Below are 25,627 nucleotides of genomic sequence, written 5' to 3'. Positions count from 1 at the left end.
AGAGGCCTGTCCATCGTGAGCGACGTGTCGGGCAACTACTACGTCTCCGGCGCCTTCGAAGGGACGGTGGACTTCGGCGCCGGCCCTCTCACCAGCGCAGGGGGATCCGACGTCTTCGTCCTCAAGCTCGATCCCTCCGGCTCGGTGATCTGGAGCAGGCGCTTCGGGGCCGAGTACGACGATGAGAGCGTCACCGTGGCCATCGGCGATGGCGGAAGTATCTTCGTCGCCGGATTCTATAACGCTGGTCCAGCCCACGCTCCCGTGCCGGGCCCCGACTTTGGCGGGGGCCCCCTCGCGCCCGCCGAACGGTCCACGCTCTTCGTGGCCAGGCTCGACCTCGAGGGCAACCACATCCGGAGCAAGGGCTTTCCGGGTGAGCCGTTGGCCCACAGGGAGGTCGAGCGAGTCGCCCTCGATGGAGCCGGCAATGGGTACGTACTAGCTGGAGACGGCATGCTGTATCTCTCGAGGCTGGTCGCCGGAACCGCCATCACCTGGATGACTATGGCCTCTCCGCTCATCGCCAGTGAGGAGGAAGCAGATCTCGCTATCGATAACGCAGGAAACGCGATCGTGGTGGGTGGAGATCGATACTACATCGGTGTATCCAAGTGCCATCCTGATGGCTTTCCTCTCTGGTCAGCAATGCACTGGCAAAGCGCGCCAGAGGGATTCACCGGGGTATCGGCCTCCTCGGTGGCGGTGAACGCGGCGGACGAGATCTTCGTGACGGGCTTCACGGACGGAACCATCGATTTCGGCGGCGGCGTGCTCCCTCGTGGGCCGATGCTCATGAAGCTGGATGCTGCAGGCCAGCATCTCTTCAGCCGCTCGGTTCGCTTCGACGACGACATCGCCTTGGACCCGGCCGGCGGCATCGTCATCGCCGGGGGTGGCCTGGTCGGGCTTGACGCGAGCGGGACGGAGACGTGGTCGATCGGCGCCGATGCGATCTTCGAGGACATCGCCCTTGCTCCGAATGGCACGATTGCAGCCACCGGGCGCGTGCTCGCGCCGGTGGACTTCGGGACGGGTCCGATCGCCTACGCGGCGGGCAGCGACATCTTCATCGCCACGTTCAACCACTTCCACGACGGCGGCGAGGGCGGCAGTGGCAGCGGCGGCGAGGGCGGCAGTGGCAGCGGCGGCGAGGGGGGCAGCGGCGCGGCCAGCAGCGGCGTCGGCGGCAGCGGCGGCGAGGGCGGCGGCACGCCAGGCACGTGCGTGCCGGGCACGGTGCTCACCTGCTACACGGGCCCCACCGGGACCGTGGGCATCGGGCCGTGCACCACCGGGACGCAGACGTGTCGCCCCGATGGGCTCGGCTATGGCCCGTGTGCAGGTGCGGTGGCGCCGGCCGCAGAGATCTGCGCCAGCCCGGTGGACGAGGACTGCGACGGCGATCCCCAGTGCCCCCGTCTCCCGCCGTGGGCGCGGGCATACGGCGGCCCCGGCGAGCAGGGCGCCACGTCCATCGTGAGCGACGCGTGGGGCAACTACTACGTCTCCGGCGTTTTCACAGGGACGGTGGACTTCGGCGCCGGCCCTCTCACCAGCGAAGGAGAATTCGACATCTTCCTCCTCAAACTCGACCCCTCCGGCTCGCTCATCTGGAGCAGGCGCTTCGGGTCCGGGCACGACGAGTGGGCCCCCAGCCTGGCCGTCGACGGAAGCGGAAACATCTACTTTGCCGGAACCTATTATGGGAATGGGCCGTACTTCTATGAAAGCCCAGATTTTGGTGGGGGTCCCATCCCGCCCGCCGATTATTCTGCTAACGCGCTCTTTTTGGTCAAATTCGACCCCGAGGGCAACCACATCTGGAGCAATGGCTTCCCGCGGACTGCGATCGACTTCGGGGGTGTGCTGGAGATGGCCGTCGATGGCATCGGCAATGTGTTCGTCCTCCGCGTGGCTGGTGGCTGGGATTCTGTGTCCTATCACGTGGTAAAGGTGAGCGCCGGAGGTGAGGGCGTCCTCTGGGATAAGATGCTGCCAGGATCCGAGAGTCCAGGATCCTCGAGCGGGTCGGGAGGTATCGCGGTCGACAGCGACGGTAACGTGCTCGCGGTGAACGCGGATCAGGATTATGTCTACTCCCCCGGTGCGGATTTCAGCGTCGTCAAGCTGTCGACGACAGGTGCTCTGCTCTGGCAGCGGCAATTCCGCTCCAAGGCGCACGTGGATCCCAGGGCGTCGGCCACCTCGGTGGCCGTCAACGCCGCGGGCGAGGTCCTGGTGACGGGCTACACGGATGGCACCGTCGACTTCGGCGGTGGCGCGCCAGGAGCTGGCGACAAGTCGTTCGCCGTGCTGGTCAAGCTGGACGCCGCAGGGGAGGTCATCACCTCCAGCACGATTCCCTACCCCGGGGATATAACCCTGGATCCTGCTGGTGGAATGCTCCTCGACGGGGGCTTCGTGGTTACCAAGCTCGACGACAGCGGGACCACGCTTTGGTCCGCCCACGTCGACGTCCCCACGGGTTATCGAGGCGCCGGGGCGGACATGACCATCTCTCCGAATGGAACGTTTGCATTCGCCGGTTACATCTACCCGTCGATAGACACCGACCCTCGCCCCTCCACAGCGCGTCTCGAGACCTTCGTCGCCACGTTGAACCCCTGAGGAGGCTCGCCGCGGCTCCGGGCTCCCCGTGACCGCGCCGCGCGTGGCGCCGCCGCGGGAATGCGGCTAGGCTCGCCGCCATGAGGGATGTCGTTCGGCTGGTGATCGGCGCCGCGGTCGGGGCCGCGGCGGGGGCGCCCCTGGGGCTGCTGCTGGGGGCGCTCTTCGGGGGCAACTTCGCGAGCGGGTTCGAGTTCCAGGGCCTTCGGGGCTACGAGGCGACAGGCCGGCTAGGCTTGCTGCTCGGTGCGGCGATCGGCGCGGCGATCGGCGCAGCCGTGGCCCGGGCACGACGAGCGAACGCGCGACCCTAAGGCGCCGCTCCGCTTGAAACGCCCGAGAATGAAGGGACTGAACCACATAGGCACAGAGGGCACAAAGGTATTTTGTTGTTCCTCTGTGCCGCTGTGGTTCATCTTCTCGGGGCTTCAACCCGTTCGGGGACGTACTCGGCGGGCTGCCGGTCGGGCAGCCCGCCGAGAGGGGGTCACTTGTCCGCGGGATCCGTGCACACGCTCTCGGCGCTGCACTCGTCCAGCGCGGCGATCGCGTCGAAGACGCCCTGCGAGCAGGCGACCGCCTTCGCGCGCTCCTCGCAGACATCGTAGCGGCTATCGTTGATCTGCCCCGAGCCGCACTCGCTCGCGGGCCAGAGCTCGGCCGCGCGGTCCTCGAAATCGCGCTGGCAGTCCTCTTCCGTTTCATAGGTCTGGTCGTCCCCGGTGCCGTAACCAGGGCAGCCCGCCTCGGTGTCGGCGTACCGGTCGCACGCCGCCTCGGCGATCTGGGTGATGCGCGCCTCGCGCGACTCCTCGCCGGGCAGCACGTCGTTCACCGTGTCCGCGGCGTCGTCACAGCCCGCGGCTCCAACCAGGACGATCGTCGTCGCCAAAGAAACCCAGAGACACTTTTGCATCGTTGTTTCCTCTCTCGCAGCTCGCCAGAATGTCGGATGGCGGCCTCACGCGTAGCCCGCTTCGCGGTTATGCGCCGCGGGCTCGCTATCATGTACAACCCGCTCAAGCACCGTCCGTGCCAGTCGCCCTCCGTCGCGTCCGCGGCCGCTCGGAGGCGCTCTGCGCCGAGGATCGCGCGTGTCCGCTGCGGCGCGCCGCCATGCGCCAGGCGCACGCGTGTGGCAGATTGCGACGCCGCGTGCGCGCCCGCAGCAGGCGGCCCGCCGGTGCCGGGGCTTCCTGCATTCTCCGCGCTTGCCACCTGGCCGCTCGCTGTGCTCGCGCTGCGCTCAGCGCTCGGCCTGATCATCGAGGATGTGGCGCTCGCCCGTAGCGCCGAGGCTGCCGTTTCATCGCCGAGCACGCCGTGACGCGCTCGAGCTCGCCAGCGCCGCTGCTGCGGCGGCCACGCTCCGGCCGGCCTGCGCGACGCGTGGGAGCTACCGGGCGCGCATTCGCGCGAACGCGCGAGACCTGGCTGGTGGCAGCGTCGATCTGGCAGTAACGTCGAAGGTCCCTTCTCTCCGCCGGGGTGTCGTGGGAATGAGCATCACGCCGCTCGCTGGGGCGACCGGAGAGGGGCCATTGACAGGAGCGGAGACATGCTGAAGGTGGCGATCATCCTCGGGAGCACGCGGCCGGGCCGGAACGGCGAGGCCGTCGCGAAGTGGGTGCACGGCGTGGCGACGAAGAAGGGCGGCGCCGATTACGAGCTCGTCGATATCAAGGATTTCGATCTGCCGCTGCTCGACGAGCCAGCGCCGCCGTCGATGGGGCAGTACACAAAGCCGCACACCAAGGCGTGGTCGGCGAAGATCGACGCGTTCGACGCCTTCGTGTTCGTCACGCCGGAGTACAACCACGGCACCTCGGGCGCGCTCAAGAACGCGATCGATTACCTGTACAAGGAGTGGAACAACAAGGCGGCCGGCTTCGTGAGCTACGGCAGCGCGGGGGGCGTCCGCGCCGTCGAGCACCTCCGGCTGGTGATGGCCGAGCTCCAGGTCGCGGACGTGCGCGCGCAGGTCACGCTCTCCCTGTACGACGACTTCGAGAAATTCAGCGTGTTCAAGCCCCGCTCCCGCCACGAGGCGTCCGTCGGAACCCTGCTCGACCAGCTGCTCGCGTGGGCCGGCGCGCTGAAGACCCTTCGCAACAAGTGAGCGCTCGCGGAGCGCCAGCCGGCGGGTGAGCCTCCTCGGCGAGGAGCGGGCGTGGAGCCGATGTGGTGGAGCCGTGGCGCTCGAGGAATTCTCGTGGAGCCTGCTCGCCTCGGATTGCCCGCGCGCGCTCCGCCGTTACGCCGTGCACATGACCGCCGCACGGATCAGCCAGTTCCGTCTCCTGCTTTGCGCCCAGCTCGCGCTGGTCGCCGCCGCCTCCGCGGGCGCCTACCTGGGCCTGCTCCCCACCTCGCACCCCTCGTTCCCGCACGCCGACCTCCTCGGACACGCGCTGGGCTTCGGCCTGCTCGCGGTCTGCGTCGACGGGGCGCTCGGCCAGCGCCCGATCCATCGCGGGGTTTCGTTCCCGCGCCTCGGCCCGGCGCTCGTGCTCGCCGGCGCCGGCCTGGAGGAGCTCGCGCAGGGATTGTCGCCGCGCCGGACCTCGTCCGTCGCCGACTTCGCGGCCGACGCCGCGGGCGTGCTGCTGCTCTCGTGGATGGCACGACGGCTGACGGGCGGCGGGCGCCCGTCGGAGTCGAGGTGAGCGGCGCGCTCTCCGCCCGGGTGGTGCGTCACGCCAGCTCGGCGACCAGCGCGCGGTGACCCAGGTCGAGCGACTCCACCCGTCGCAGCTCTCCATGCTTGCGGTCCCATTCCCCGGACGCGAGGTCCGCCCTCAAGCGCGCGAGCCCTTCCTCCACGGTGTTCTCCTCCGCGAGCGCGAAATTCGAGATGTTCCGCCGGACCTCGCCGTCCAGGTACATCTCGGGCCGCCCCCAGTACGCGACGAACAAACCGTCGGCGCAATCGCGAGGCAACGCGAAAGGCAGCGCCTTGACGGACGGGAGCTCTTCTCGGATCGCGTCGGCGATGGCGGAGTACTTGCGTGACGGGTCGAGCGAGGGGAGATAGTCCTCGGTCAGCCAGAAAGGTCGACCGCTCCTCGGGTCGCGCATGAAGATGACGATTCGCTTGCGCGCGACCCTGCGGAGCTCGCGCAGGCCTGCCCGCAGGTCGGTCCAGTGATGTAGCGTGTTGACGGCCAGGGCGGCGTCGAAGCTCTGGTCGGGCAGGGGGAGGCTCTCGGCCCTGGCCTGGACGGCTGGCGCCGAGCCGCGCCGCCGCTGCGCGATCATGGTCGCCGAGGGCTCGACGGCGAGCACCTCTCGATCGGTCGGCTCGTACGCGCCCGTGCCCGCGCCGACGTTGACCACCGAGCGGGCGTCGCCAAGGGCGTCCTTGATCAGCGCCTCGATACGGGGATCCGTCCTTCGCGTGGCGGAATAGCACGTGCCGATGCGATCGTAGAGCGCGCTCATGGCCTTCGGTCCTCTCGCTGGCGTTGTATCACGAACGCTGCGCGGAGGGGGCCAGGCGCCCTCGTGAGCAGAAGCGGAGCAGGAGAGCTACCCGAGCGACACGCCCCCTTCGACGTCCAGCGCGGTCCCGGTGACGAACGACGCGTCCGCGCTCGCCAGGAACACGGCCGCGCTGGCGATCTCGTCGGGGGACGCGACGCGCTTCATGGCATGGAGCTGGGCCGCGAAGGCGCGCTTCTCGTCGGTGTCGTTCCAGAGCCGGAACATGGGTGTGTCGGCGCCGCCCGAGATGAGCACGTTGGCGCGGATACCCTGCGTCGCGTACTCGGCGGCGACCGTGCGCGTGAGGCCGATGAGGCCGGTCTTCGCCGCGGCGTACCCCGCCGTGCCGGGGAGCGCCTTCGTGCGGCCGACGAAGGTGCCCACGTTGATCACGCTGCCTCCGCCCGACTGCAGCATCGCGGCGACCTCGTGCTTGGTCGACAGGAACGCGCTCACCAGGTAGCTATCGAGCCAGGCGCGGAAGTCGCCGACGTCGAGCTGGTGGGTCAGCGCGCCGGGGAACGTCCCTCCCGCGGCGTTGAACCCGATGTCGAGGCGACCGAACCTTTCCATGGCGAAGCCGACGAGCGCCCGGACGTCATCCTCCTTGGTGACGTCCGCGGCGCGCGCGGCCGCCTGCCCGCCTGCCCTGGCGGCGGCCTGCACCGTCGCCTCGAGCTCGGCGGGGCGGCGGCCGGCGACGACGACCTTCGCGCCCTCCCGCGCGAACGCCACGGCGGTCGCCCGCCCGATCCCCGAGCTCGCGCCCGTCACGATGCAAACCTTGCCCTCGAGTCGCATGGTCATGGAATTGCTCCTTTGGCGAGGCGGTCCGCTCACAGGCGCTCCCTCTGGATCGCGCCGCGCGTGACCGCGTCACGAGGGAAGCTAGCGACCGCCGGGGCGGGCTGCGCTCCGGATCTTGCCATCGAATCCACGCGCCGACGTCGCGGCCTGCTCAGTAGGTCTCCGCGCACACGCCGTGGCCGCACGGATAGACCATGAAGGCGCCGGCGGGGGCGCTCCGCCAGGCCGGGAAGGTCGCGAGCGCCGCCCCTGTGTCGATGTCGTAGAGGACGCCGTCGCCGCGCGAGTAGAACAACGTCGCCGAGACCGGCTGGATCCCGTAGTCGTCGTACGAGGACGAAAAGTTGAGGTCGGTGCGGATGGGGATCCTCGGGAGCGGCGGCGCGGAGACGGGATTGCCGAGCTCGTCGTAGATCGTCGACGCTTGGTACTCCCAGCGGATGCGGTTGCTGTTGAAAACGTAGGTCTGGACGAGCACGCGGGTGTCGTCGATCCAGCCGATCGCGCAGCCGGGCACCGCGTTGACGAGCGCGCCGTCCTCGTAGAACTGCGTGAACCCGCAGCCCTCCGTGGGGACGGTGTCGGTGACGACGAAGTGGTGACCGTCGGGGGAGACGAGCGGCGCCGGCCGAAGGATCCCGGTGTCCTGGAAGAGCGGCGCGCCGCCCGACCAGTCGCTCACGACGCGCTCCGTCATGCGGCCGTCGATGAGGTAGGTGCGACCGACCGTGCTGCCGTCGAACGACATCGAGAAGTCTTGAACCACCTCGTCGCGCGAGAGCGAGGCGAGCTCCGCGCCGTCCGGCAGCGAGAAGAGCCGGAGCGATCTGTCCTCCGTATACGAATCGATGCCAGCGCGCGCCGCGAGCAGGCTGCCGTCCGACGAGAGCAGCACCTTCGAGCTGTGGAGCGGGGCGATCGCCGAGGGTCGGGCGTCGAGCGCGGCCGTATCATAGATCAACGTCTTCCCCGAAGCCGTCGCGAGGGCCACGTGCCCTGAGGGAGAGCCCGCGACCGCGCTGAGCGCGCCGCAACCGAGCAGCCCCGAGCCCTCCGGATCGGTGAGGGTGCCCTTATGCGCGATCGCGCCGAGCCCATTCGAGACCGCCCAGCGCAGGTCCTGGTCGATGGTGACGCTGCGGTTGTTGGCCAGCGGCAGCGGGTGTTCGCTCAGGCTCACCTCGGCACCGTCGAGATCGATGATGTCGAGCCTCGGCTCTCCCTGGCGAAGCAAGGCGAGCGCGCGCTCGGTCGGCACGAACGTGTAGCGGTAGTCGGCCCTTTCAGGGTACTCGGCGACGGGGACGGCTCCGCCTCCGACGCGATAGATCACGAGCGGGTCGTCCGGTCTGCCGTCCGCGAGCGACCAGAAATAGTCGCGCGTCCCCGCGAGGTGCTTGATCGACGGCATGTTGACGATGCTCTCCTGGATCGCCGCCTTCGAGTACACGCGCACCGTGGTGCCGGCGGTGGTGAGGTAGCGCTCGCCGTCCTGGAACCAGGCGTGGAATGTGCCCGAGAATGCGGGGGTGACCGTGGGAGGCGAGCCGTCGGCGGGGAGCACCGCGATGCTGTTTTGCAGGGGGGCGATCCCCGGGCCGACGCGCAGCGCGTCCGGCTCCGCGTGGACGTCGCCATAGTGGCTCACCGCCGCGGACCAGCGCTCGACCCCCGCGGTGCTAAAGAGGGTGATCGTCCTGGCGGACAGGTTGCGCGTCCAGGCGTAGCTTCCGTCGGTCGCGAGCCCCGCGTCGTCGTACTCCGCGGTCACGGAGGCCAGGAGGGAGCCGTCGACCGCGCTGCGCAGCTCGAAGGCGTGCTGTGGGTTCGTCTGGACCAGCACGACGTCTCCGCGGAGGGCCACGCCGCCCGGCAGCTCGGACTCCGGTTCTCCAGCCAGCGGGTCGCCGGGGTCGATGCCGCCCGGCGCGCGGCCGCCGGCGATCGCGGCGCCGGTGTCCGTATCCCAGAGGATCCAGCGTTCGTAATCCCAGCTCAGGACGCGGCCTCCGGAGACGAAGAGCCGGGCCAGGCGGCGCTCGTGACCGAGATCGAGAAATGCCTCCGGAGCGCCGAGCGAAAGGGATGACGTGCCGCACGGCCCGAAGGAGGCGGCGCCGCCGCCTTCGCCGCCTTCGCCGCCGGAGCCGCCGACGCCGCCGCCTTCGCCGCCAGAGCCGCCGACGCCGCCGCCTTCGCCGCCGGAACCGCCGAGGCCGCCGTTGCCGCCGTCGCCGCCCGAGCCGCCGTCGCCGCCGAGGCCGCCGTCGCCGCCCGAGCCGCCGAGGCCGCCTCCGGCGCCTCCACCCTCGCCCCCGGAGCCGCCCTGGTTGCCGCCGCTGCCCTCCGCGCCCGTCGTTGCTCCAGGAGCAGCTCCGCCTCCGCCGAGGTTACCGCCCCCCGCGTCGGAGCAGCCGAGGAGCGCGACGAACGATACCGCGACAAGCGTGTTGGCTCTCATGTGCATGGTCTCATGGATGCCCCCGGTTCCCGGGCCATTCATCGCCGAGGCAGCGCCCAGGGACGTGCCCCAGCAGACCGCCGCGCTGCGCGCGTCGCTCCAGCGCATCGCGGAGCGCACCGGGGGCCTCGCGCTCCTGTCCTCGCGGCGGCTCCGGCAACCGTAGGCTCCGCGCGCTATCCTCCCCGGATGCCTTCCTACCACCTCGCTCAGGTCAACATCGCCTTGCCGCTCGAGCCGCTCGACTCGGCGCGGCTGGCCGACTTCGTGTCGGCGCTCGCCCCGGTCAACGCGCTGGCCGACGCCGCGCCAGGGTTCGTGTGGCGGCTGCAGGGCTACGGCGGCGACGCCACCGCGGTGCGGGCGTTCGGCGACGACCGGATCCTCGTGAACATGTCGGTCTGGGAATCGGCGGAGGCCCTGTCCGACTTCGTCTTCCGCAATCCCGAGCACGCCGCCGTGCTGCGCCGTCGCCGGGAATGGTTCGTCCCGATGAAGGAGGCGATCGCGGTGCTGTGGTGGATCCCGGCCGGGCACACCCCGACCGTCGCCGAGGCCGAGGAGCGGCTCGACCACCTGCGCCGGCACGGCCCGACGCCCCACGCGTTCACCTTCCGCCGCCCGTTCCCCGCGCCGGACGCGCCGGACGCCACCATCCCCGCGCCCGCGGACGACGCGCCGCGCTGCCCGGCCGGCTGAGCCGTCGGCGCCGGGCGATGACGCCGGCGCCGCCCGCGCCGCGGGGGCTCACGCCGGCTCACCGCGGACGTGCCCGCGCGCGTCGCGCGCTGTTCAGGAACTGGAGCTGCTCTTCGAGCGCGTCCCACACGGCGGCGATGCGCGGCACGTGGCGCAGGCTGCGCGGCGTGACGAGCCAGAGCTCGAGCACGGGACCTGCGGGGAGACCGAGATCGAGCTCCACCAGGCCGTCGTCCAGGTCGAGCACGCTGCGCGGCAAGACGGCGGCGCCGAGGCCCGCGCGCACGGCCTCGAGCTGAGCGATGTAGCTGCTCACGACGAGCTTGGGGGCCTTCCGCACGTGCCGCTTCTGGTAGTCCTCCTCGACCGCGGGGATGCGGCCCAGGTCGACGCCGATCCAGTCGAGCTCGTCGCGGCTCTTCTTCGCGTGCTTGCGGTGGGCGACAGGCACCGTGGGCAAGGTGACGATGCGCGCGGCCACCAGATCGCCGCTCCTCGGCCGGAAGAAGCGCACGGCGATCTCGGCCTCGCGATGGCCCAGATCCGCCGCCTCGTAGCTGGTCAGCAGGTGGAGCGACACGCGCGGGTGCCTCTCGGCGAGCACCGGGAGCACGCGCGGAATGACGCCGTGCACGGCGATCGACTCGGTGAGCGCCAGGCGAACCAGGCCCTCGACCTCCCTCTCGTGGCCATTGGCCTCGCGCACGAGCCGGTCGGCGCCGGCCTCCATCGACTCGACGTGGCGGCGGAGCTGCTCGCCGAGCGGGGTGAGCATGGAGCCTCCCGGGAGCCGATCGAACACGGCCGCCCGGAGCGTTCGCTCGAAGGCCGCCATGCGCCGGCTCACCGTCGATTGCTCGATCCCGCGCTTGCGGGCGGCGGCCGAGAAGCTGCCCGCGCGCGCCACCTCGAGGAAGAGGCGCAGATCGTCCCAATCCACGTCGGCGGGCGGACTGCCAGCCGGCGCGGAAGCGCGAGAGCGTGCCATGCATCCACGCATGGCACGCCTGCCCAGGTCCGTCTACCCAGCGGCTGCTGCATGTCCAAGATCGACGCATGCACCTCATCATCCACGGTCACCCAGCGCCCGACAGCTTGAGCGACGCGCTCGCCCAGGCCTACGCCAGCGGCCTCCAGAGGGGCGGCGCCAGCGTCGAGCACCTGGCCCTACGCTCGCTCGCCTTCGATCCGCACTTGCGCGCCGGCTTCAGCGGTCGGCAAGACCTCGAGCCCGATCTCCTCGAGGCCCGGACCGCCATCGAGCGCTCGAGCCACGTGGCGTGGTTCTTCCCCACGTGGTGGGCGGGCCCGCCCGCGCTCGTCAAGGGCTTCGTCGATCGCACCTTCTTGCCCGGCTGGTCGTTCGCCTATCGAAAGCGCAGCCCGCTGCCCGAGGGGCTGCTCGCCGGTCGCAGCGCGCGCGTCGTGACCACGATGGACAGCCCGAGCTGGTGGTACCGCTTCTGGCACCGGCGCTCGGTCCATGCCTCGTTCGTCAACGCGACGTTGCGCTTCGTGGGCTTCGGGCCCGTCCGCGAGACCACCTTGTTCAACCAGAACACCCGGACCCTCGAGCAACGCGCGGCCTGGCTCCGGGACATGGAGCGCATCGGCGAACGGGACGCGCGGCGGTTCAGCGCCGGGCGATGACGCCGGCGCCGCCCGCGCCGCGGGGGCTCACGCGACGCGCCCCGGCGCGATCCGGAGCAGGTCGAACTCGGCGGTGAAGCCCTCGCCCACCGGGCTGCAGGCGTAGAGGCCGCACTCGACCTCGCGCGCGCCGTCGTCCTCGTGCAGGTGGGCCATGCGGATCTGCGTCCAGGCCCCGCCGTCGTCCGAGCTCTCGACGAGGTAATCCGGCCCTTCCCGCCGCACGCGCAGCCAGACCTCGCGGCGATCCGAGGGGAACGGCTGGGTCGACCAGTCGCTGTAGCCCGCGTTCGTCACCACGGCGCCGAGGCGGCTCGGGCCGTCCGGCTCGAACTCCACCGACGTCTTCAGCCAGCACGACTCCGCGATCCGCACCATGAGCCCCGCCTGATCATACTGGTGCGCCGGCCGGAACCGCACATGGCACGTCATCACGAAGTCGCCGCCGGCGCGGGTGAAGAGGAAAGGCCCGTTGTCGGTGCGGAAGCCGTAGTGCGTCCGCTGCCAGTAGTCCGTCTTCGCGCCGGGCTCGACCACGAGCACGCCCCGCTCCGGCTCCACCACCCAGCGCGAGGGCGGGTTGCGCCACGTGAGCCGCGGGTCGATCCCGATTCTGGTAAAGCCCTCTTCCAGAAGCTGCCCTGTCATGACGCTGGCCTCCACACGTCGCGCCCCGTGAGATCCGCTCCTGCGCGGGCGCGGGCCGGGAGCCTACCACGGAGCGCGCCGCCGCCGGGCGCGCTCCTGCGCGGACCGGCGCCGCCGCTCACGCCGAGGGCGCGCGCGGGCCGAGCACCGCGTCGTGGAGCTCGTCGAGATCGAAGGGCTTGGCGAGGGATCGTGATGAGCACGCGCGAGGCCGAGGCGGCGTCGATCGTGATCAGCACCGGATCGCGCTCCATCGCGACCGCCACGGACTGGACGAGCAGGCTCCAGAGGGCCTCCTCGAGGAGCTCGGGATCGCCCAGGAGGTGCGCGTCCCCGCGGGGCACCAGGCGGATGACGTGATCCTTGGCCACGAACTCGAACTCTCCGATCACGCGGCGCGCGAGGCCGCGCCCCGTCGCGCTATTGCGGCCGTCCCTGCGCGATCCAGCTCTCGACGAGCTGGATCTCCTCCGGGCCGAGCGCGGGTAGCCCGAGCGGCATCCCGCGCACCGCCGGATCCGCGCGGCCGGCCTCCTCCGCTTGCCGCGCCGCGAGCGCGGCGACGAGGCGCGGCACGCCGTCCGGCCCGCGGGCGAAGACGCTCCGCCGCTCGCCCCGATCGTCGACGTAGCCCGCCGCGATCCCCTCGTACGTCGCGAGGTTCAGCCCGCGCGGCTTGAACCCGAAGCCGCCCGTGTTCCCGGGCCCGCCGTCGCCGAGCGCGTAATCGGGCTCGGAGTGGCAGTGCCTGCACGTGACGCGAAACACCCTGCGGTCCACCTCGGCGTAGGTCACCCGGCGCGAGAGCAGCGGCAGCCGCTCGGGCGCGCTCGCCGGCGCCGGCGGCGAGAGCGCCGTGGTCGCGACGAAGGCCGCGATGTCCCGCGCCTCGGCGGGCGACATCGGCACCTGGGGCATCGGCGTGCCCGGCTTGATCGCCCCGGGATCGAGCACCCACGCGGCGAGGTCCGCGGGCTCCATCCGGTCGCGCGCGTGCCGCAGATCCGGCGCCAGGGCGACCGCGGCGCGCGTCTCCTTCTCCATCGCCCTCACCGGCGCGACCGCCGTCAGCCCGGCCGCCCCGGTGAAGGCGTGGCAGGTGCCGCACCCCTTGGCCTCGTAGAGCTCGCGCCCCCGGGCCGCGCTCGCGCCGCCGAGCGCCTCGCGCGGCCGCTCGCGGCGATCGCGCGTGAGGTAGGCCGCGATGTCGCTCGCCTGCTCGGGCCCGATCGCGAGCCGCGGCATGGTCGCGTGAAGGCGCGGGCGCAGGTCGTGCGGCGCGAGCAAAAACCCGCGGATCCAGTCGCGCCGGAGCCGGTCGCCGGCGGCGGCGAGCGACGGGACGTCGCGCAGCTGCACCAGGTTGTCGTTCCACCGCTTCATCGCCGCGGCAGGCGCCTGGAACCGGCCCGCCGCGATGTCCTGGTGGCACTGGACGCAGTGCGCGTCGCGCGGCGCGGGCGCCTGCCCGGTCCCGTCGTGGCAGCGGTTGCACTGGAGCTCGGCGACGAGCCGCTGCCCGCGCGCCGGATCGCCGGCCGCCACCGCGACGACGGCGGCCTGCGCGGCGGCGGCGGCCGGGGCGGAGGCAGCGGCCTCCGCGGCGCCGCCGCCCGCGGAGAGGGGCGCGGCGGGCTCGGGCCCCCGCGCGTCCTCGGAGGTGCACGCGGCGGCGCTCGAGGCGAGCGCGACCAGCGCGGCGAGCAGCGGACGGGCGCGCATCGGCGTCAGCTCTGCGGGCGCGGGTCGATCGCGCGGCTCGTCCGGCACAGGGCCGCGTCCTTCGCCATCGCCTCGCAGCGGCTCGCCGCGGCGTCGTGCCCCGCGGCGTCCCCCGACAGCGCGCGCAGCCGCGCCAGCGCCGCGTACGCCTCGGGGCTCGCCAGGAGGTCCTTCTCCGCCAGGCCGCCGAGCAGCTGCAGCGCCTCGCCGCGGTGCTCCGGCGACCGGGCGAGCGCCTCGCCGAGGTCGGTCTGCAGCGCGGGATCGCCCTTTCGGTGCTCGTTCAGCCGGCGCAGCGCGCGGATCGACCAGTCGACGTTCGCCTTGCGCTCCTCGGCCGACGCCCCGCCCCACGTCTCGAGCAGCTCGCGCGGCACCTCCGGCCGGACGTCGAGCGCGCCGCCCGCGCGCGCGGTGGCCACCGCGAGGACGCGGAAAGCCCGGTTGAGCAGCGGATCCTTGTCGTGGGAGATCCGCCGGATCTCGGGGAACATGCGGATCACGCTTCCGGCGGCCGCGGTGATCCGGCCGTCGCGCAGGGCCTGCTCGGCCTGAGCGACCCCCATCACGCGGTGATCGATCGCGGGCAGGATCTCCACGCCACCGCAGGCGGCCGCGTCCCCCGAAGGAACCAGGGCGGACGCGGCGAGAGCACAAACAAGCGTGAGTCGAACGGCGGGACCATTCATGGGAAGGACCTCCTCGGGCAGGCTGCGCCGGCGCGCCCCGTCGCTCATCGGGCGCTGCCGATCGACTGTGACAACGCCTCAGAAAAAAAAGTTGCTCCGCGATCGCGACACCTTCGCCGCGCGACCGCTCAGCCCGGCTGCCCGATGTAAGTAAAGGTGGGCGGATGCGAACGCTGGGTTGCCTTGGTGCGCTGCCCGGTGTCCAATGCGGGCCTTCCAAGGAGATCCGGCATGTTGAAGAAGCGGCGCCTCGCGATCGCGGTCCTGCTGGCCCTCGCCAGCGCGCTCCCGGCGTGCACCCGCAACAAGAAGGCGGACTGCGCGAGCCCCGAGGTGTTCTGCGTGGGCCTCGTGACGGACATGGGCAAGATCGACGACAAGTCGTTCAACCAGTCGGCCTGGGAGGCGATCCAGCGGGCGCAGAAGGAGCTCGGCGCCACGACGCAGTACATCGAGACGACGGATCCCAAGGATTACCCCAAGAACATCGCGACCTTCGCCGAGGAGCAGTACGACGTGGTCGTCACGTCGGGCTTCGGGCTCACCGAGGCGACGCACGCCGCGGCCGATCGGTTCAAGGGCGTCAAGTTCATCGGCATCGACCAGTTCCAGGCCGACACGAAGCCGAACGTGGTGGGCCTGGTCTTCCCCGAGGACCATGGCGGCTTCCTGGTCGGCGCGCTGGCCGCGCTGATGACCAAGACCGGCAAGATCGGCGCGGTGCTCGCCACCGACGCCGTCCCGCCCGTCTACCGCTTCGGCGAGGGCTTCCGCGCCGGGGCGCGCCACGTCAAGCCGGACATCGAGCTCAGCGTCGTTTACCACAACGACGTTGGCTTCGATAAGACGTTCACCGATCCCGAGTGGGGGAAGACGACCGCCGTCTCGATGATCGACAAGGGCGTCGACATCGTCTTCGGCGGCGGCGGCAAGACGGGCAACGGCGCGCTGCTCGGCGCGGCCACGAAGGGCGTCTACGCGATCGGCGTCGACACCGACCAGTACTACACGGTGCCCGAGGCCCAGAAGGTGCTGCTCTCCAGCGCCGTCAAGCTCATCACCGAGGGCGCCTTCGACCTCATCAAGATGGCCAAGGAAGGCAACCTGCCGTCCGGGAACTTCCAGGGCAAATCGGGGTATGCGCCGTATCACGATCTCGACGGCAAGGTCCCGGCCGAGGTGAAGGCGAAGATGGAGGAGCTCCGCAAAGGGCTCCTCGACGGGACGCTCAAGACGACGGTGCCGCCCGCCAAGGACGCCAAGTAAACGCCGTGATCGCCCCAGGCTCCCGCGGATGCGACAGAAGCTGATCCGGCTCTTCGAGCCGCTGCTCCTGCCGGCCCTCTCGGTGTTCACCGCGATGGTCCTGGGCGGCGTGCTCATCGCCCTGGCCGGGGGCAACCCGCTCGAGGCGTACGCGGGCCTGCTCGAGGGCGCGTTCGGGTCGCCGCGGGCGGTGAGCGAGACGCTCGTGTGGGCGACGCCGTACATCCTGGCCGGCCTGTCGGTCTCGCTGGCCTTCAAGGGGGGGCTGTTCAACATCGGGGCCGAGGGGCAGCTCGCGCTCGGCGCGCTGTCCGCGGCGTGGGCCGGCCACTGGCTGCCGCGGCTCGTGGGCGGCGGCCTGCCCGCGGCGCTGCACGTGCCCCTGACGCTGCTCCTCGGCGCGCTCGCCGGCGGGCTGTGGGCCGCGGTGCCCGGGTGGATCAAGGCGCGCGCCGGCGGACACGAGGTGATCAGCACGATCATGCTCAACTACGTCGCCCTCAACGCGGTGAGCTTCCTCTTGAACGGCCCCATGAAGGATCCCGCGGCGTCCAACGTGCTGTCCCGCACGCCCCTCATCGACGAGAGCGCGCGCCTCCCCGAGCTCGTGGAGGGCTACCGGCTGCACTGGGGCTTCCCGCTCGCCCTGCTCGCGGCGGCGCTCGTGGGCTGGGTGCTGCGGCGGACGGCGTTCGGCTTCGAGATCCGCACCGCGGGGCAGAGCCCCGACGCCGCGCGCTACGCCGGCGTGCGCGTGGGCCGCACCGTGATCGTGACCATGGCGCTCTCGGGCGCCCTCGCCGGCGTGGCCGGCGCCATCGAGGTGAGCGCGCTCCACCACCGGCACGAGCTCGGGTTCTCGCAGGGCTACGGCTTCGACGCGATCGCCATCGCCCTCCTCGGCAAGGCGCACCCCGGCGGCACGGTGCTCGCCGCCCTGCTGTTCAGCGCGATGCGCAGCGGCGCGACCCGGATGCAGTACCTCACGCAGATCCCCATCGACGTGATCTCCGTCATCCAGGCGCTGATCCTGCTGTTCGTCGCGGCGGACACCCTGGTCCGCCGCATCTACCGGGTCCGCGGCGAGCGCGAGCGGCTCGTGCTCACGCGCGGGTGGGGCGGCTAGGGGGCGGCGATGGGCCATCGACGCTACGCCTTCATCGCGGTGGTCGTGAGCGTGCTGGTCGGCGTCGTGGCGCTCGTCGGCGCCTCGCAGGTGCCGCCGCTGACGATCGTGGCCAGCATGGCGGCCACGACCCTCGCCGTGGCCACCCCGCTCACCCTGGGGGCGCTCTCCGGCGTCTTCTGCGAGCGGAGCGGGGTCGTGAACCTCGGCATCGAGGGGATGATGCTCGCGGCCGCGTTCTCGGGCTGGTTCGGGTCGATCTACGCGAGCGCGGTCCTCGGCGTCCCGCCGCTGCCGAGCCTGCTGCTCGGCGTCGCGATCGCGGTCGCGACCGGCGCGCTCCTCGGCCTGCTGCTCGCCGTGCTGGCGGTGACCTTCTCCGTGGACCAGATCCTCGCGGGGACGGTGATCAACTTGCTGGCCGTGGGGCTCACCGGCTTCTTCAACCGACAGCTCTTCTTCGGGCCCGGGAGCTCGTTCGGCGGCCAGGTGCCGCACGCGCCCGGCGTCCTGCCGCGCCTGCACGTCCCGCTCCTCGCGGACGCCCCGATCGTGGGCCCCGTGTTCGAGCAGCAGCCGATCGCCGTCGCCGCCGTCGCGCTGGTCGGGGTGACGCACCTCGTGCTGTTCCGCACGCGGTGGGGCCTGCGCGCGCGCGCCGTGGGCGAGCACCCGCGCGCCGCCGCCACGGTCGGGATCGACGTGGCCCGCGTGCGCTACGTCAACGTCGTGATCGGCGGCGCGATCGCGGGGCTCGGCGGGGCGTACTTCACCCTGGAGTCGGTGCCGTCCTTCGAGCCGATGATGACGAACGGGCGCGGCTTCATCGCCCTCGCGGCGATGATCTTCGGCGACTGGACGCCGTTCGGCGCGTGGGCCGCGGCGCTCGTCTTCGGCGCGGCGCAGGCGTTCCAGATCAACCTCCAGCTCTTCCGCGACCAGATCCCGCCGTCGTGGTCGTTCCTGCAGCAATCGTCGGTCGTCGGGCTCGTGCCGTACCTCCTGACGCTGCTCATCCTCACCGGCGTCATCGGCAAGACCACGCCGCCGGCCGCCGACGGCCAGCCCTACGATCCGGAGGGTCGGCGGTGACGGCCGTCCTGGAGGCCCGGGGGATCACCAAGCGGTTCTCCGGCGTCGTGGCGAACGACGGGGTCGATCTCGACCTCCGCGAGGGCGAGATCCACGCCCTGCTCGGGGAGAACGGGGCCGGCAAATCGACCCTGATGAACATCCTTTACGGGCTGTTGCGCCCGGACGAGGGCGAGCTCCGCCGCGGCGGGCGCCCCGTCTCGCTGCGGTCGCCGAGCGACGCGATCGCGCTCGGGATCGGCATGGTGCACCAGCACTTCATGCTCATCCCGGTGTTCACGGTCGCCGAGAACGTCGTGCTCGGCGCCGAGCTCGTGCGCGGCGGCCTGCTCGACCGCCGGCGCGCGAGCGCCGAGGTCCGCGCGCTCTCGGCGCGCCACGGGCTCGACGTCGACCCCGACGCCCGCGTCGAGGACCTCCCGGTCGGCGTGCAGCAGCGCGTGGAAATCCTCAAGGCGCTCTACCGCAAGGCGGAGATCCTGATCCTCGACGAGCCCACGGCCGTGCTCACGCCGCAGGAGGCGGACGAGCTGTTCCGCGTGCTGCGGGGGCTGACGGCGCGGGGGGTCTCGGTCCTGTTCATCACGCACAAGCTCCGGGAGGTGCTCGCGGTCGCGGACCGGGTGACGGTGATGCGCGCCGGCAAGGTGGTGGGCGCCGCGATCCCGGCCGAGACCGACGAGCGCGGCCTGGCGGCGACGATGGTCGGCCGCGAGGTGGCGCTCCAGGTGACCAAGGCCCCGGCGAGCCCCGGGGCGGTCGTGCTCGAGGTCGAGCGCCTCAGCGTCGCGGGCCGGCGCGGGGCGGGCGCCGACGTGGTCCGCGAGGTGAGCTTCTCGGTGCGCGCCGGCGAGATCCTCGGGATCGCCGGCGTGCAGGGCAACGGCCAGACCGAGCTCGTCGAGGCGGTCACCGGCCTCACGCCGCCGCGCACCGGGCGCGTGCTCCTCCGGGGCCGCGACGTCACCGGCGCGCCGCCGCGCGACCTCATCGAGCGCGGCGTCTCGCACGTGCCCGAGGACCGCCAGCGCCACGGGCTCGTGCTCTCGTACGCGATCGCGGACAACCTCGTGCTCTGCACGTACCACAAGCCCCCGTTCGCCGCGCGCGGCGTGCTCCGCGACGACGCCCGCGAGGAGAACGCGCGGCGATTGATAAAGACCTTTGACATACGCGCGCCCGGCCCGGGGACGCCGGTCTCGGCGCTCTCGGGCGGCAACCAGCAGAAGGTGATCCTCGCCCGCGAGATGAGCCGCCCGGTCGAGCTGCTCGTGGCGAGCCAGCCGACGCGCGGCGTGGACGTGGGCTCGATCGAGCACATCCACCGCGAGATCGTGGCGGCGCGCGACGCGGGGGCGGCGGTGCTGCTCGTGTCGGCGGAGCTCGACGAGATCCTCGCGCTGTCGGACCGGATCGCGGTGATGTACCGGGGCGGGATCGTGGCGACGCGGGACGCGGGCGCGGTCTCGCGGACGGAGCTCGGGATGCTGATGGCCGGGGCGCTCCCCGGCGAGGCGGCGCCGGCGCGCGATGGCGAGGCGGCGCCGGCGCGGGACGCCGGCGAGGCGGGCGAGGCGGGGGCATGAGGGGGCTCGGCGCAGTGGCCGCGGCTGCGGTCCTCGCGGCGGCGGCCGCGGCCCTGTTCGCGCCGCCGTCCGCGGCCGCCCCGACGCTGGAGCAGTACCGGTATTTCCGCGCGCTCTCCCTCGATCTGAAGGGTCGGCTCCCGACGCGCGAGGAGCTCGCGGAGATGGAGTCGCCGGGCTTCGACCTCGACGCCTGGATCGAGCGCCACCTCGACGGCCCGGGGTACGTCGAGCGGCTGACGCGCATTTACATGGATGTCCTGCGGCTGGAGCTCGGCCCGGTGGGGCTGTTCGCGCCGCCGGAGACGACGCTCCGGAGGGCCGAGGTGCTCGGCCCGGACGGCAAGCCGCTCTACGTCTATTTCCGTTACAACCAGCGCCGCTTGAACCCGGTGATCGACGGCGAGTTCTGCTTCTCCGAGCCCGAGAGCGGGCTCCGCGGGAGCTTTCATGCGCTGACGGGGACGCCCAAAGCGATCTCCCAGAAGCTCCTCGACGAGCGGACCACGGTGGTGCGCCCGTTCTGGCTTTACCGCGATTACCTCTCGATCTCGCCGACGCAGCGCTACGGCGCCGGGTGGAAGGACCCGGACAGCGCCTATGTCCCGCTGCCGCAGCTCCTGGTCGAGCCCGACGGCAAGACGCCGACGGTCGAGGTCCGGGTCTGCAAGGAAGAGGCGCAGACCGCCGAGGTCGGCCGCATCCATGCGAGCGACATCCCCCCGTTGCCCGCGGGGGCTCCGCTGCCCGCGGGGCGCGTTCGCCCGCCGATGCCCGAGGATCGCTATGCCAGGGAGCACCGGGGCGAGCCGATCTCGTGCCGGAGCGCGCTCGCCTTCGCGATGAGCGTCGATTGCGGCTGCGGCATCGGCCTCGAGCATTGCTTGCCGGGCGACAACTCCGGCAGGGATCCTCGCGCGTTCGTGCTGCCCGCCCACGTCCCGCTCGGCATCGAGAGCCCGATCGGCTCGGCGCCGCGCACGATCTCCGGCTGGAACAAGTTCTGGTGGTCGCAGGAGGCGATTCACCTGATGGAGCACGTCTTCCGGGCCGACCGCGATTTCCGGGAGATCCTCACCGGGCGTTACACGTTCATCAACGGTCCGCTCGCGCAGTTCTATCGATCGAGCGCGCCCGCGGCGTGCTGCTCGCTGCACAAGTCCTTCGGGATGCGCGAGGACGAGGCGCCGCTGTTCTTGCCGGGCGCGGTGCCGCCGGTCGTCGCGCCGCACGACGTCTCGGAGTGGACGTACATCCCCGATCGCGGGCCGCGCGCGGCGGGGATCGTCACGACGCCGGTGTTCCTGACGAAGTACTCCTCGCGCCGCGCGCGCGCGGCGGCGCTCTACAGCGCGTTCTTGTGCAAGAGCTTCGCGGCCGAGCACGCGGAGCTCCCGCCGTCGGACGAGCCCGATCTCATGGTCCGGCCGGGCTGCTCCAGCTGTCATGCGACGCTGGAGCCGCTCGCCGCGTATTTCACGCGGGTCGAGGAGACGACGTGGACCTATCTGCCCGCCTCGCGATTTCCGATCGAGAACCCGGTGTGCAAGCTGGACGCGGAGGGCAAGACGGGCGGGTCGTGCCGGCGCTTCTACGATCCTGACTTCTCGAGCAGGGAGCGCGGGGTGCTCCGGGGCGCGTATGCCTCGCCGGATCACGCCGACCGCGGCCCGGCCGGCGCCGCGGCCGATCTCACGCGCATGCCGGAGTTCGCGTCGTGCGCGGTCGCGCGCGTCACCGAGTCGTTCCTCGGGCGGCCGCTGCGCGACGAGGACGAGGCCCTGCTCCGCGCGCTGCGGGAGCGGTTCGTGTCGCGCGGCTACCGGATGCGGCCCTTGGTCGAGGCGATCGTGCGGTCGCCGGCCTACGCGCGCGCGAGCAACGTGCGGCCAGCGCTGGAGCGCGGCGGCGGGGGCGCGCGGTGATGCGCGGCGGGGTGAGGGCCTTCGCCCTTGCCGGGATGGCCGCGGTGGCGGGCGCGTGCGCCCCGCCGGAGGCGGTCGCGCCGCGGCCTGCGGCGCCGCTCCGGGAGACGGGGCGGGTCGCGCAGAGCCGGACGCCGAAGCAGGATCTGCGGCTCATCCCGGCCGAGGCGTACCTGAGGACGTATCTCCGGCTCTTCGGCGGCCTCGCGCCGGCGGCGGTCGAGCGGCGCGCGCGGGGGGACGACAAGGCGGCGCTCTTCGACGCCTGGGAGGACTACCTCACGGCGCTCGGGCTCCCCGATCACGGCCTGGATCTCCCGCGCGGCACGCAGACCAACGCGCTCATGATGGCGGCGTTCGAGCGGCTCGGGATCGCGCTGTGCGACCGCGCCCTGGAGCACGACCTCAAGGCGAGCGCGCCGGTGCCGCTCGAGCGCCGGCTGATCTTCGCCTTCGACCTCCCCGCGGAGGACCTCGACGCGGCGGCGTTCGCCCCGCGCTTCGACGTGCTGCACCGGACGTTCCTGAGCTACCCGGCGCGCCTCGCGCCGCCGGACCGGGAGGCGAAGTTCTTCGCGCTCTACCAGGGGACGGTCGCGCGGCACCGCGCGAAGGGAGCGCCGAAGTCGCGTTTCTCGCCGGGCGAGGCGGGGTGGGCGGCGGTGTGTTACGGGCTGGTGAGGCACCCGGAGTTTCACCTGTATTAGGGTGTCTGGTCGGTGCAGACCCGAACGAATCTTGTCGAAGGAGCAGGTGGATGCCGCGCTGAGCGCGGAGCGCGACAGCTGGGGAGAGCCGTGAGTCGAGTCTATCTGGACTCCTGTGTTGTCATCTATCGGGTCGAGGGCGCGGAGCCCTACAGGAGTGCATCGGATCGCGCGCTGCTGTCGCTCGGCTCGGCCGATGCATACATATCGCCACTGGTTCGCTGTCAGGATCATCGGCTGATTCCCGTCGCCGCGTGCACGGCCACCCGCTTGCCGTCGAACGTCACGGCGGGTGCGTGCACCGGAGACGCGCCGGCGGACCGGACCCGGAGCTCGGCCATGTAATTCTTGAGGTCGCTCGGACCGGAGACCGCCGCCTTGCCTTGCGCGGCGATCGCGCGCTGGCGCCCCGGCGGCCCCGCGCTCGCTTGCACGCCGCCATCCCCGAGCGCAAACTGCGCTCGCGATGGCCCATGGTCTCCCGCGCCGCGCGCTGCTCCAGGCCGCCGCGGGCGCGGCGCTCTCCGGCCTCCTCGGCCTGCCGGCGCGCGCGCTCGCCGCGCACGGCAAGGCGGCGGAGGGCGAGTTCTTCCTCTTCATCCACGCGTCCGGCGGCTGGGACGTGACGCTCTGGGCCGACCCGCGGAACGAGAGCAAGGGGCTCGTGACCCCGGCGACGACCGACAACACCGACACGGCGCCGCTCCGCCTCTGGGTCGACGCGCCCGCGGCCGGCGGCGCGAAGAGCTTCGCACCCGTCACGCCGAAGGGCTCGAGCCTCGCGTTCGGCCCGGGCATCGGCGCCCTCGCGGACCTCCACGACCGGCTGTGCATCGTCAACGGCCTGGCGATGAACACCGTGAGCCACCCCGACGGCACCGCCTTCGCGACCACCGGGCGGCACCTGAGCGGCGGCCGCGTCATGGCCTCCAGCCTCGACGCCATCTGCGCCAGCGAGCTCGGCGCCAGCCAGACCTTCCCCGCCGTCTCCGTGCAGTTCCCCTCGGCGTTCGTGGGCGACCGCCTCGACCGGCGCGCCGTCCCGCTCACGGTCGGCGACATCGGCACGATCAGCCGCTCCCTCGCCCGCGCGCGGCACTACGACACCGACGAGGACCGCGCCGCGGTGACCGCGCTCCTCTCCGAGGAGGCCAGGTCCCTCGCCGCGCGATCGCGCTACACCGAGGCCCTGAACGGCTTCGCGATCCAGTCGGAAGCGCTGGGCAGGATGCTGAACGCCGGGCTCCAGGACGTGTTCTCCAGGGGCAAGCTCATCCAGGCGCACCCGGAGCTCGACCACAAGGCCCGCTTCGCCCGGCAGGCGGCCGTCAACGCGGCGTTCGCGATCGAGGCCATGCGGCGGAACGTGGTCCGCTGCGTGAGCTTCGCGAGCGACGGGTTCGACACGCACACGAGCAACTACCGCCAGCACGCGGCCACGCAGCAGGAGCTCTTCGACCTGATCGCCGCCCTCCTCGGCTCGCTCGACAAGACCCCGCACCCGACCCGAGCCGGCAAGAAGCTCTCGGATCACACGCACATCCTCGTGACGAGCGACTTCTGCCGGACGCCCCAACTCAACACGGCGATGGGCCGCGACCACTACCCCAACAACTCGGCGATGGTGATCTCCCCCCGCTTCCGCGGGGGCATCTCGTTCGGCAAGACCGACCCGGAGCAGCTCCTGCCGGCCCCGGCCAAGACGTTCCAGGGCGGGCCTCGGCCGATCGCCCCGCCGGATCTGCTCGCCACCTTCCTGTTCGCCTTCGGCATCCCCCCGCTCGAGCACCTGCGCGACGGCGAGGTGGTGCCGGAGCTGCTCCGGCGGCCGTGACGCCCCTGCGCCGAGCGGCGCCCCTCGCCGCGCTCGCGCCCGCCTGCCTCACCGCGCGCGCCTGCCTCGCCGTGCGCGCCTGCATCGCCGCGCGCGCCTGCCTCGCCGCGCTCGCGCTCGCATGCCTCACCGTGCTCGCGCTCGCCGGCTGCGCCTCGCAGGCCGCGCCCCCGCGCCCGCCGCTCGCCGTGCGCCCGGTCGCCTGGCCCGCGCCGGGGGAGCTCGGTCCGGTCCGCGCGGTCGCCGACGATGGCGACCGCGTCGTCCTGTTCCACGACGGCGCCGCGGCGGTCTTCGTGAACGGCGCGCTCGCCCGGGTGGAGCGCGCCCCCCATCGCTGGGTGAGCGCCGCGGTGGTGCCCGCGCCCGACGGCTACGGCACGTGGATCGTCGGCGCCGACGCCGAGGGCCGGCTGCTCAGGCTGCCGAGCCGGGGGTCGTTCGAGCCTGTCGCCGACCACTACGGCCTCGAGCGCGCCGCGGTCCGCGCCGCGGCCGGCCTCGGCCTCGGCGGAGGCGCCGCCTTCGCGCTGGACGGCGAGATCGCGGTGGCGGACGGCGAGCGCGTCACGCGCTATGCGACCGGGCCGCTCGCGGCGTTCGCGGCGGGCGGAGGGCGCGTGGCGTTCGCGCTCGGCGGCGACGAGGTCCTCGCCCTCGACGTGGCCCCGAGGGCGCTGCGATCGTACCCGCTCGAGGCCGACGGCCCCGCGCCGCTCCTCGCCGTGACGGGCGCGGGCGCGCTGCTCGCGGCGACGCCGGCGGCGCTCTACGCCGAGGACAGCGCCGGCGTGCTGCGCCTCCGGCTGCGGGCGAGCGCGGCGCTCCACGGGCTCGCCGTCTCCGGCGAGCGCGTGTGGTTCGCCGACGGCGGCGAGCTCGGCGTGCTCGACGCGTCGGGCGCGCGCGCGACCCGCGGCGCGCGCCTCCCGGAGGCCGGCCGGCTCATCGGATCGCCGAGCGGCGACGTCTGGCTGCTCGCGGCGGGCACCCTCCGGCGCTTCGCCGCGGACGACGCCGGCGCCGGGCCCGCCTGGGACGACATCGCGCCGGTGTTCGACCGGGCGTGCGCGCGCTGCCACCGCCCGCGCGGCGAGGGCGGCGTCGACCTCTCGACGCGCGCGGCGTGGGCGTCGCTCCGGGAGGCCATCGCGCGCCGGGTCGTCGAGGAGCGGACCATGCCGCCCCCGGGGCACGCGCTGTCCGAGGCCGATCGCGCGCGGATCCGCGGTTTCGTCGAGCGCCTCGCGCCGCCCGCGCGCCCGTCGACGCGGCCGTGACGCACCCGCCCGCGTCGCTGT

Annotated in this window: 26 protein-coding genes; 16 read left to right on the top strand and 10 right to left on the bottom strand. The window is 72.3% G+C overall.

Annotated features, from left to right (window positions below):
- The first annotated feature begins 15 nt into the window (after window positions 1–15).
- Both WME98_RS15775 and WME98_RS15770 read left to right on the top strand, forming a co-directional pair.
- Window positions 16–2,631 carry a hypothetical protein gene (locus tag WME98_RS15775; protein ID WP_437952030.1) on the top strand — a complete coding sequence of 872 codons (2,616 nt, stop codon included), beginning with the start codon at window positions 16–18 and terminating at the stop codon, window positions 2,629–2,631.
- Between the two features lie 80 nt (window positions 2,632–2,711).
- Window positions 2,712–2,945: a hypothetical protein gene (locus WME98_RS15770; RefSeq protein ID WP_437952029.1), complete on the top strand. Its 234-nt coding sequence runs from the start codon at window positions 2,712–2,714 to the stop codon at window positions 2,943–2,945.
- A 173-nt stretch (window positions 2,946–3,118) separates the two neighbouring features.
- Here WME98_RS15770 and WME98_RS15765 read toward each other — a convergent pair whose 3' ends face one another.
- Window positions 3,119–3,547, bottom strand: coding sequence for a DUF6184 family natural product biosynthesis lipoprotein (locus WME98_RS15765; RefSeq protein ID WP_129579747.1), 429 nt, complete (start codon window positions 3,545–3,547; stop codon window positions 3,119–3,121).
- A 219-nt stretch (window positions 3,548–3,766) separates the two neighbouring features.
- Between WME98_RS15765 and WME98_RS15760 the strand changes: the two genes are divergently transcribed.
- The 3 genes from WME98_RS15760 (at window position 3,767) to WME98_RS15750 (ending at window position 5,297) form a co-directional block, all read left to right on the top strand.
- The gene (locus WME98_RS15760) at window positions 3,767–3,958 is read left to right on the top strand and encodes a hypothetical protein (protein WP_437952028.1); all 192 of its coding nucleotides are present in this window, start codon (window positions 3,767–3,769) and stop codon (window positions 3,956–3,958) included.
- A 231-nt stretch (window positions 3,959–4,189) separates the two neighbouring features.
- Window positions 4,190–4,750, top strand: a complete 561-nt coding sequence (locus WME98_RS15755) for an NADPH-dependent FMN reductase (protein WP_437952027.1) — start codon at window positions 4,190–4,192, stop codon at window positions 4,748–4,750.
- A 73-nt stretch (window positions 4,751–4,823) separates the two neighbouring features.
- A complete protein-coding gene (locus WME98_RS15750) occupies window positions 4,824–5,297 on the top strand; it encodes a hypothetical protein (protein ID WP_437952026.1) in 474 nt (157 codons plus the stop codon).
- 28 nt (window positions 5,298–5,325) lie between these two features.
- Here the strand turns inward: WME98_RS15750 and WME98_RS15745 are convergent, their stop codons facing one another.
- The 3 genes from WME98_RS15745 to WME98_RS15735 all read right to left on the bottom strand — a co-directional run bounded on the left by WME98_RS15745 (window position 5,326) and on the right by WME98_RS15735 (window position 9,382).
- Window positions 5,326–6,072 carry a class I SAM-dependent methyltransferase gene (locus WME98_RS15745; protein WP_437952025.1) on the bottom strand — a complete coding sequence of 249 codons (747 nt, stop codon included), beginning with the start codon at window positions 6,070–6,072 and terminating at the stop codon, window positions 5,326–5,328.
- A gap of 87 nt (window positions 6,073–6,159) precedes the next feature.
- On the bottom strand, window positions 6,160–6,921 hold the full coding sequence (locus WME98_RS15740; RefSeq protein WP_437952024.1) for an SDR family oxidoreductase: 762 nt from the start codon (window positions 6,919–6,921) through the stop codon (window positions 6,160–6,162).
- A gap of 151 nt (window positions 6,922–7,072) precedes the next feature.
- A complete protein-coding gene (locus WME98_RS15735; RefSeq protein WP_437952023.1) occupies window positions 7,073–9,382 on the bottom strand; it encodes a hypothetical protein in 2,310 nt (769 codons plus the stop codon).
- 16 nt (window positions 9,383–9,398) lie between these two features.
- On the opposite strand from WME98_RS15735, the gene WME98_RS15730 reads away from it, so the two are divergent.
- Both WME98_RS15730 and WME98_RS15725 read left to right on the top strand, forming a co-directional pair.
- A complete protein-coding gene (locus tag WME98_RS15730) occupies window positions 9,399–9,548 on the top strand; it encodes a hypothetical protein (protein ID WP_437952022.1) in 150 nt (49 codons plus the stop codon).
- A gap of 23 nt (window positions 9,549–9,571) precedes the next feature.
- Window positions 9,572–10,081: a DUF3291 domain-containing protein gene (locus WME98_RS15725; RefSeq protein ID WP_437952021.1), complete on the top strand. Its 510-nt coding sequence runs from the start codon at window positions 9,572–9,574 to the stop codon at window positions 10,079–10,081.
- 58 nt (window positions 10,082–10,139) lie between these two features.
- On the opposite strand, the gene WME98_RS15720 is transcribed toward WME98_RS15725, so the two are convergent.
- On the bottom strand, window positions 10,140–11,069 hold the full coding sequence (locus WME98_RS15720) for a LysR family transcriptional regulator (protein WP_437952020.1): 930 nt from the start codon (window positions 11,067–11,069) through the stop codon (window positions 10,140–10,142).
- Between the two features lie 68 nt (window positions 11,070–11,137).
- Here WME98_RS15720 and WME98_RS15715 point away from each other — a divergent pair, with 68 nt between their 5' ends.
- Window positions 11,138–11,731, top strand: a complete 594-nt coding sequence (locus tag WME98_RS15715) for an NAD(P)H-dependent oxidoreductase (RefSeq protein WP_437952019.1) — start codon at window positions 11,138–11,140, stop codon at window positions 11,729–11,731.
- Window positions 11,732–11,758: 27 nt separating this feature from the next.
- On the opposite strand, the gene WME98_RS15710 is transcribed toward WME98_RS15715, so the two are convergent.
- From WME98_RS15710 to WME98_RS15695, 4 genes are read right to left on the bottom strand one after another with little or no spacing between them, the layout of a single operon-like run.
- Window positions 11,759–12,379: a DUF1349 domain-containing protein gene (locus WME98_RS15710; RefSeq protein WP_437952018.1), complete on the bottom strand. Its 621-nt coding sequence runs from the start codon at window positions 12,377–12,379 to the stop codon at window positions 11,759–11,761.
- Complete coding sequence (locus WME98_RS15705) at window positions 12,376–12,771, bottom strand: hypothetical protein (RefSeq protein ID WP_437952017.1); 396 nt, start codon at window positions 12,769–12,771, stop codon at window positions 12,376–12,378. Before WME98_RS15705 ends, WME98_RS15710 begins: the two co-directional genes overlap by 4 nt.
- 28 nt (window positions 12,772–12,799) lie before the next feature.
- Window positions 12,800–14,101: a c-type cytochrome gene (locus WME98_RS15700; RefSeq protein ID WP_437952016.1), complete on the bottom strand. Its 1,302-nt coding sequence runs from the start codon at window positions 14,099–14,101 to the stop codon at window positions 12,800–12,802.
- Between the two features lie 5 nt (window positions 14,102–14,106).
- Window positions 14,107–14,790 (bottom strand): hypothetical protein, encoded by a 684-nt coding sequence (locus tag WME98_RS15695; protein WP_437952015.1) that lies wholly within the window; start codon window positions 14,788–14,790, stop codon window positions 14,107–14,109.
- 231 nt (window positions 14,791–15,021) lie between these two features.
- Between WME98_RS15695 and WME98_RS15690 the strand changes: the two genes are divergently transcribed.
- The 6 genes from WME98_RS15690 to WME98_RS15665 are packed head-to-tail and all read left to right on the top strand — an operon-like array spanning window position 15,022 to window position 22,492.
- The gene (locus tag WME98_RS15690) at window positions 15,022–16,056 is read left to right on the top strand and encodes a BMP family lipoprotein (protein WP_437952014.1); all 1,035 of its coding nucleotides are present in this window, start codon (window positions 15,022–15,024) and stop codon (window positions 16,054–16,056) included.
- 28 nt (window positions 16,057–16,084) lie between these two features.
- Window positions 16,085–17,182, top strand: coding sequence for an ABC transporter permease (locus tag WME98_RS15685; RefSeq protein ID WP_437334019.1), 1,098 nt, complete (start codon window positions 16,085–16,087; stop codon window positions 17,180–17,182).
- Between the two features lie 9 nt (window positions 17,183–17,191).
- Window positions 17,192–18,274: an ABC transporter permease gene (locus WME98_RS15680; protein ID WP_061621958.1), complete on the top strand. Its 1,083-nt coding sequence runs from the start codon at window positions 17,192–17,194 to the stop codon at window positions 18,272–18,274.
- Complete coding sequence (locus tag WME98_RS15675; RefSeq protein ID WP_437952013.1) at window positions 18,271–19,860, top strand: ABC transporter ATP-binding protein; 1,590 nt, start codon at window positions 18,271–18,273, stop codon at window positions 19,858–19,860. Before WME98_RS15680 ends, WME98_RS15675 begins: the two co-directional genes overlap by 4 nt.
- A complete protein-coding gene (locus WME98_RS15670; protein WP_437952012.1) occupies window positions 19,857–21,785 on the top strand; it encodes a DUF1585 domain-containing protein in 1,929 nt (642 codons plus the stop codon). The genes WME98_RS15675 and WME98_RS15670 overlap by 4 nt, the downstream gene beginning before the upstream one ends.
- A gap of 11 nt (window positions 21,786–21,796) precedes the next feature.
- Window positions 21,797–22,492, top strand: coding sequence for a hypothetical protein (locus WME98_RS15665; RefSeq protein WP_437952011.1), 696 nt, complete (start codon window positions 21,797–21,799; stop codon window positions 22,490–22,492).
- Between the two features lie 230 nt (window positions 22,493–22,722).
- Here the strand turns inward: WME98_RS15665 and WME98_RS15660 are convergent, their stop codons facing one another.
- Window positions 22,723–22,926 carry a hypothetical protein gene (locus WME98_RS15660; RefSeq protein ID WP_437952010.1) on the bottom strand — a complete coding sequence of 68 codons (204 nt, stop codon included), beginning with the start codon at window positions 22,924–22,926 and terminating at the stop codon, window positions 22,723–22,725.
- Between the two features lie 32 nt (window positions 22,927–22,958).
- Between WME98_RS15660 and WME98_RS15655 the strand changes: the two genes are divergently transcribed.
- On the top strand, window positions 22,959–24,326 hold the full coding sequence (locus WME98_RS15655) for a DUF1501 domain-containing protein (protein ID WP_437952009.1): 1,368 nt from the start codon (window positions 22,959–22,961) through the stop codon (window positions 24,324–24,326).
- A complete protein-coding gene (locus WME98_RS15650; RefSeq protein ID WP_437952008.1) occupies window positions 24,323–25,606 on the top strand; it encodes a c-type cytochrome in 1,284 nt (427 codons plus the stop codon). The genes WME98_RS15655 and WME98_RS15650 overlap by 4 nt, the downstream gene beginning before the upstream one ends.
- Window positions 25,607–25,627: the final 21 nt, after the last annotated feature.

This window comes from Sorangium sp. So ce296, assembly GCF_051529605.1.
GTDB lineage: Bacteria > Myxococcota_A > Polyangia > Polyangiales > Polyangiaceae > Sorangium > Sorangium cellulosum_D.
This window is presented reverse-complemented; position numbering and strand designations above follow the sequence as displayed.

Excerpts from the sequence above, each read along its gene's own strand:
- WME98_RS15770 (WP_437952029.1), top strand. The coding sequence starts at position 2,712 with ATGAGGGATGTCGTTCGGCTGGTGATCGGCGCCGCGGTCGGGGCCGCG.
- WME98_RS15765 (WP_129579747.1), bottom strand. The coding sequence starts at position 3,547 with ATGCAAAAGTGTCTCTGGGTTTCTTTGGCGACGACGATCGTCCTGGTT.
- WME98_RS15755 (WP_437952027.1), top strand. The coding sequence starts at position 4,190 with ATGCTGAAGGTGGCGATCATCCTCGGGAGCACGCGGCCGGGCCGGAAC.
- WME98_RS15745 (WP_437952025.1), bottom strand. The coding sequence starts at position 6,072 with ATGAGCGCGCTCTACGATCGCATCGGCACGTGCTATTCCGCCACGCGA.
- WME98_RS15740 (WP_437952024.1), bottom strand. The coding sequence starts at position 6,921 with ATGACCATGCGACTCGAGGGCAAGGTTTGCATCGTGACGGGCGCGAGC.
- WME98_RS15735 (WP_437952023.1), bottom strand. The coding sequence starts at position 9,382 with ATGAGAGCCAACACGCTTGTCGCGGTATCGTTCGTCGCGCTCCTCGGC.
- WME98_RS15730 (WP_437952022.1), top strand. The coding sequence starts at position 9,399 with ATGCCCCCGGTTCCCGGGCCATTCATCGCCGAGGCAGCGCCCAGGGAC.
- WME98_RS15725 (WP_437952021.1), top strand. The coding sequence starts at position 9,572 with ATGCCTTCCTACCACCTCGCTCAGGTCAACATCGCCTTGCCGCTCGAG.
- WME98_RS15720 (WP_437952020.1), bottom strand. The coding sequence starts at position 11,069 with ATGGCACGCTCTCGCGCTTCCGCGCCGGCTGGCAGTCCGCCCGCCGAC.
- WME98_RS15715 (WP_437952019.1), top strand. The coding sequence starts at position 11,138 with ATGCACCTCATCATCCACGGTCACCCAGCGCCCGACAGCTTGAGCGAC.
- WME98_RS15710 (WP_437952018.1), bottom strand. The coding sequence starts at position 12,379 with ATGACAGGGCAGCTTCTGGAAGAGGGCTTTACCAGAATCGGGATCGAC.
- WME98_RS15700 (WP_437952016.1), bottom strand. The coding sequence starts at position 14,101 with ATGCGCGCCCGTCCGCTGCTCGCCGCGCTGGTCGCGCTCGCCTCGAGC.
- WME98_RS15695 (WP_437952015.1), bottom strand. The coding sequence starts at position 14,790 with ATGAATGGTCCCGCCGTTCGACTCACGCTTGTTTGTGCTCTCGCCGCG.
- WME98_RS15690 (WP_437952014.1), top strand. The coding sequence starts at position 15,022 with ATGTTGAAGAAGCGGCGCCTCGCGATCGCGGTCCTGCTGGCCCTCGCC.
- WME98_RS15685 (WP_437334019.1), top strand. The coding sequence starts at position 16,085 with ATGCGACAGAAGCTGATCCGGCTCTTCGAGCCGCTGCTCCTGCCGGCC.
- WME98_RS15680 (WP_061621958.1), top strand. The coding sequence starts at position 17,192 with ATGGGCCATCGACGCTACGCCTTCATCGCGGTGGTCGTGAGCGTGCTG.
- WME98_RS15670 (WP_437952012.1), top strand. The coding sequence starts at position 19,857 with ATGAGGGGGCTCGGCGCAGTGGCCGCGGCTGCGGTCCTCGCGGCGGCG.
- WME98_RS15655 (WP_437952009.1), top strand. The coding sequence starts at position 22,959 with ATGGCCCATGGTCTCCCGCGCCGCGCGCTGCTCCAGGCCGCCGCGGGC.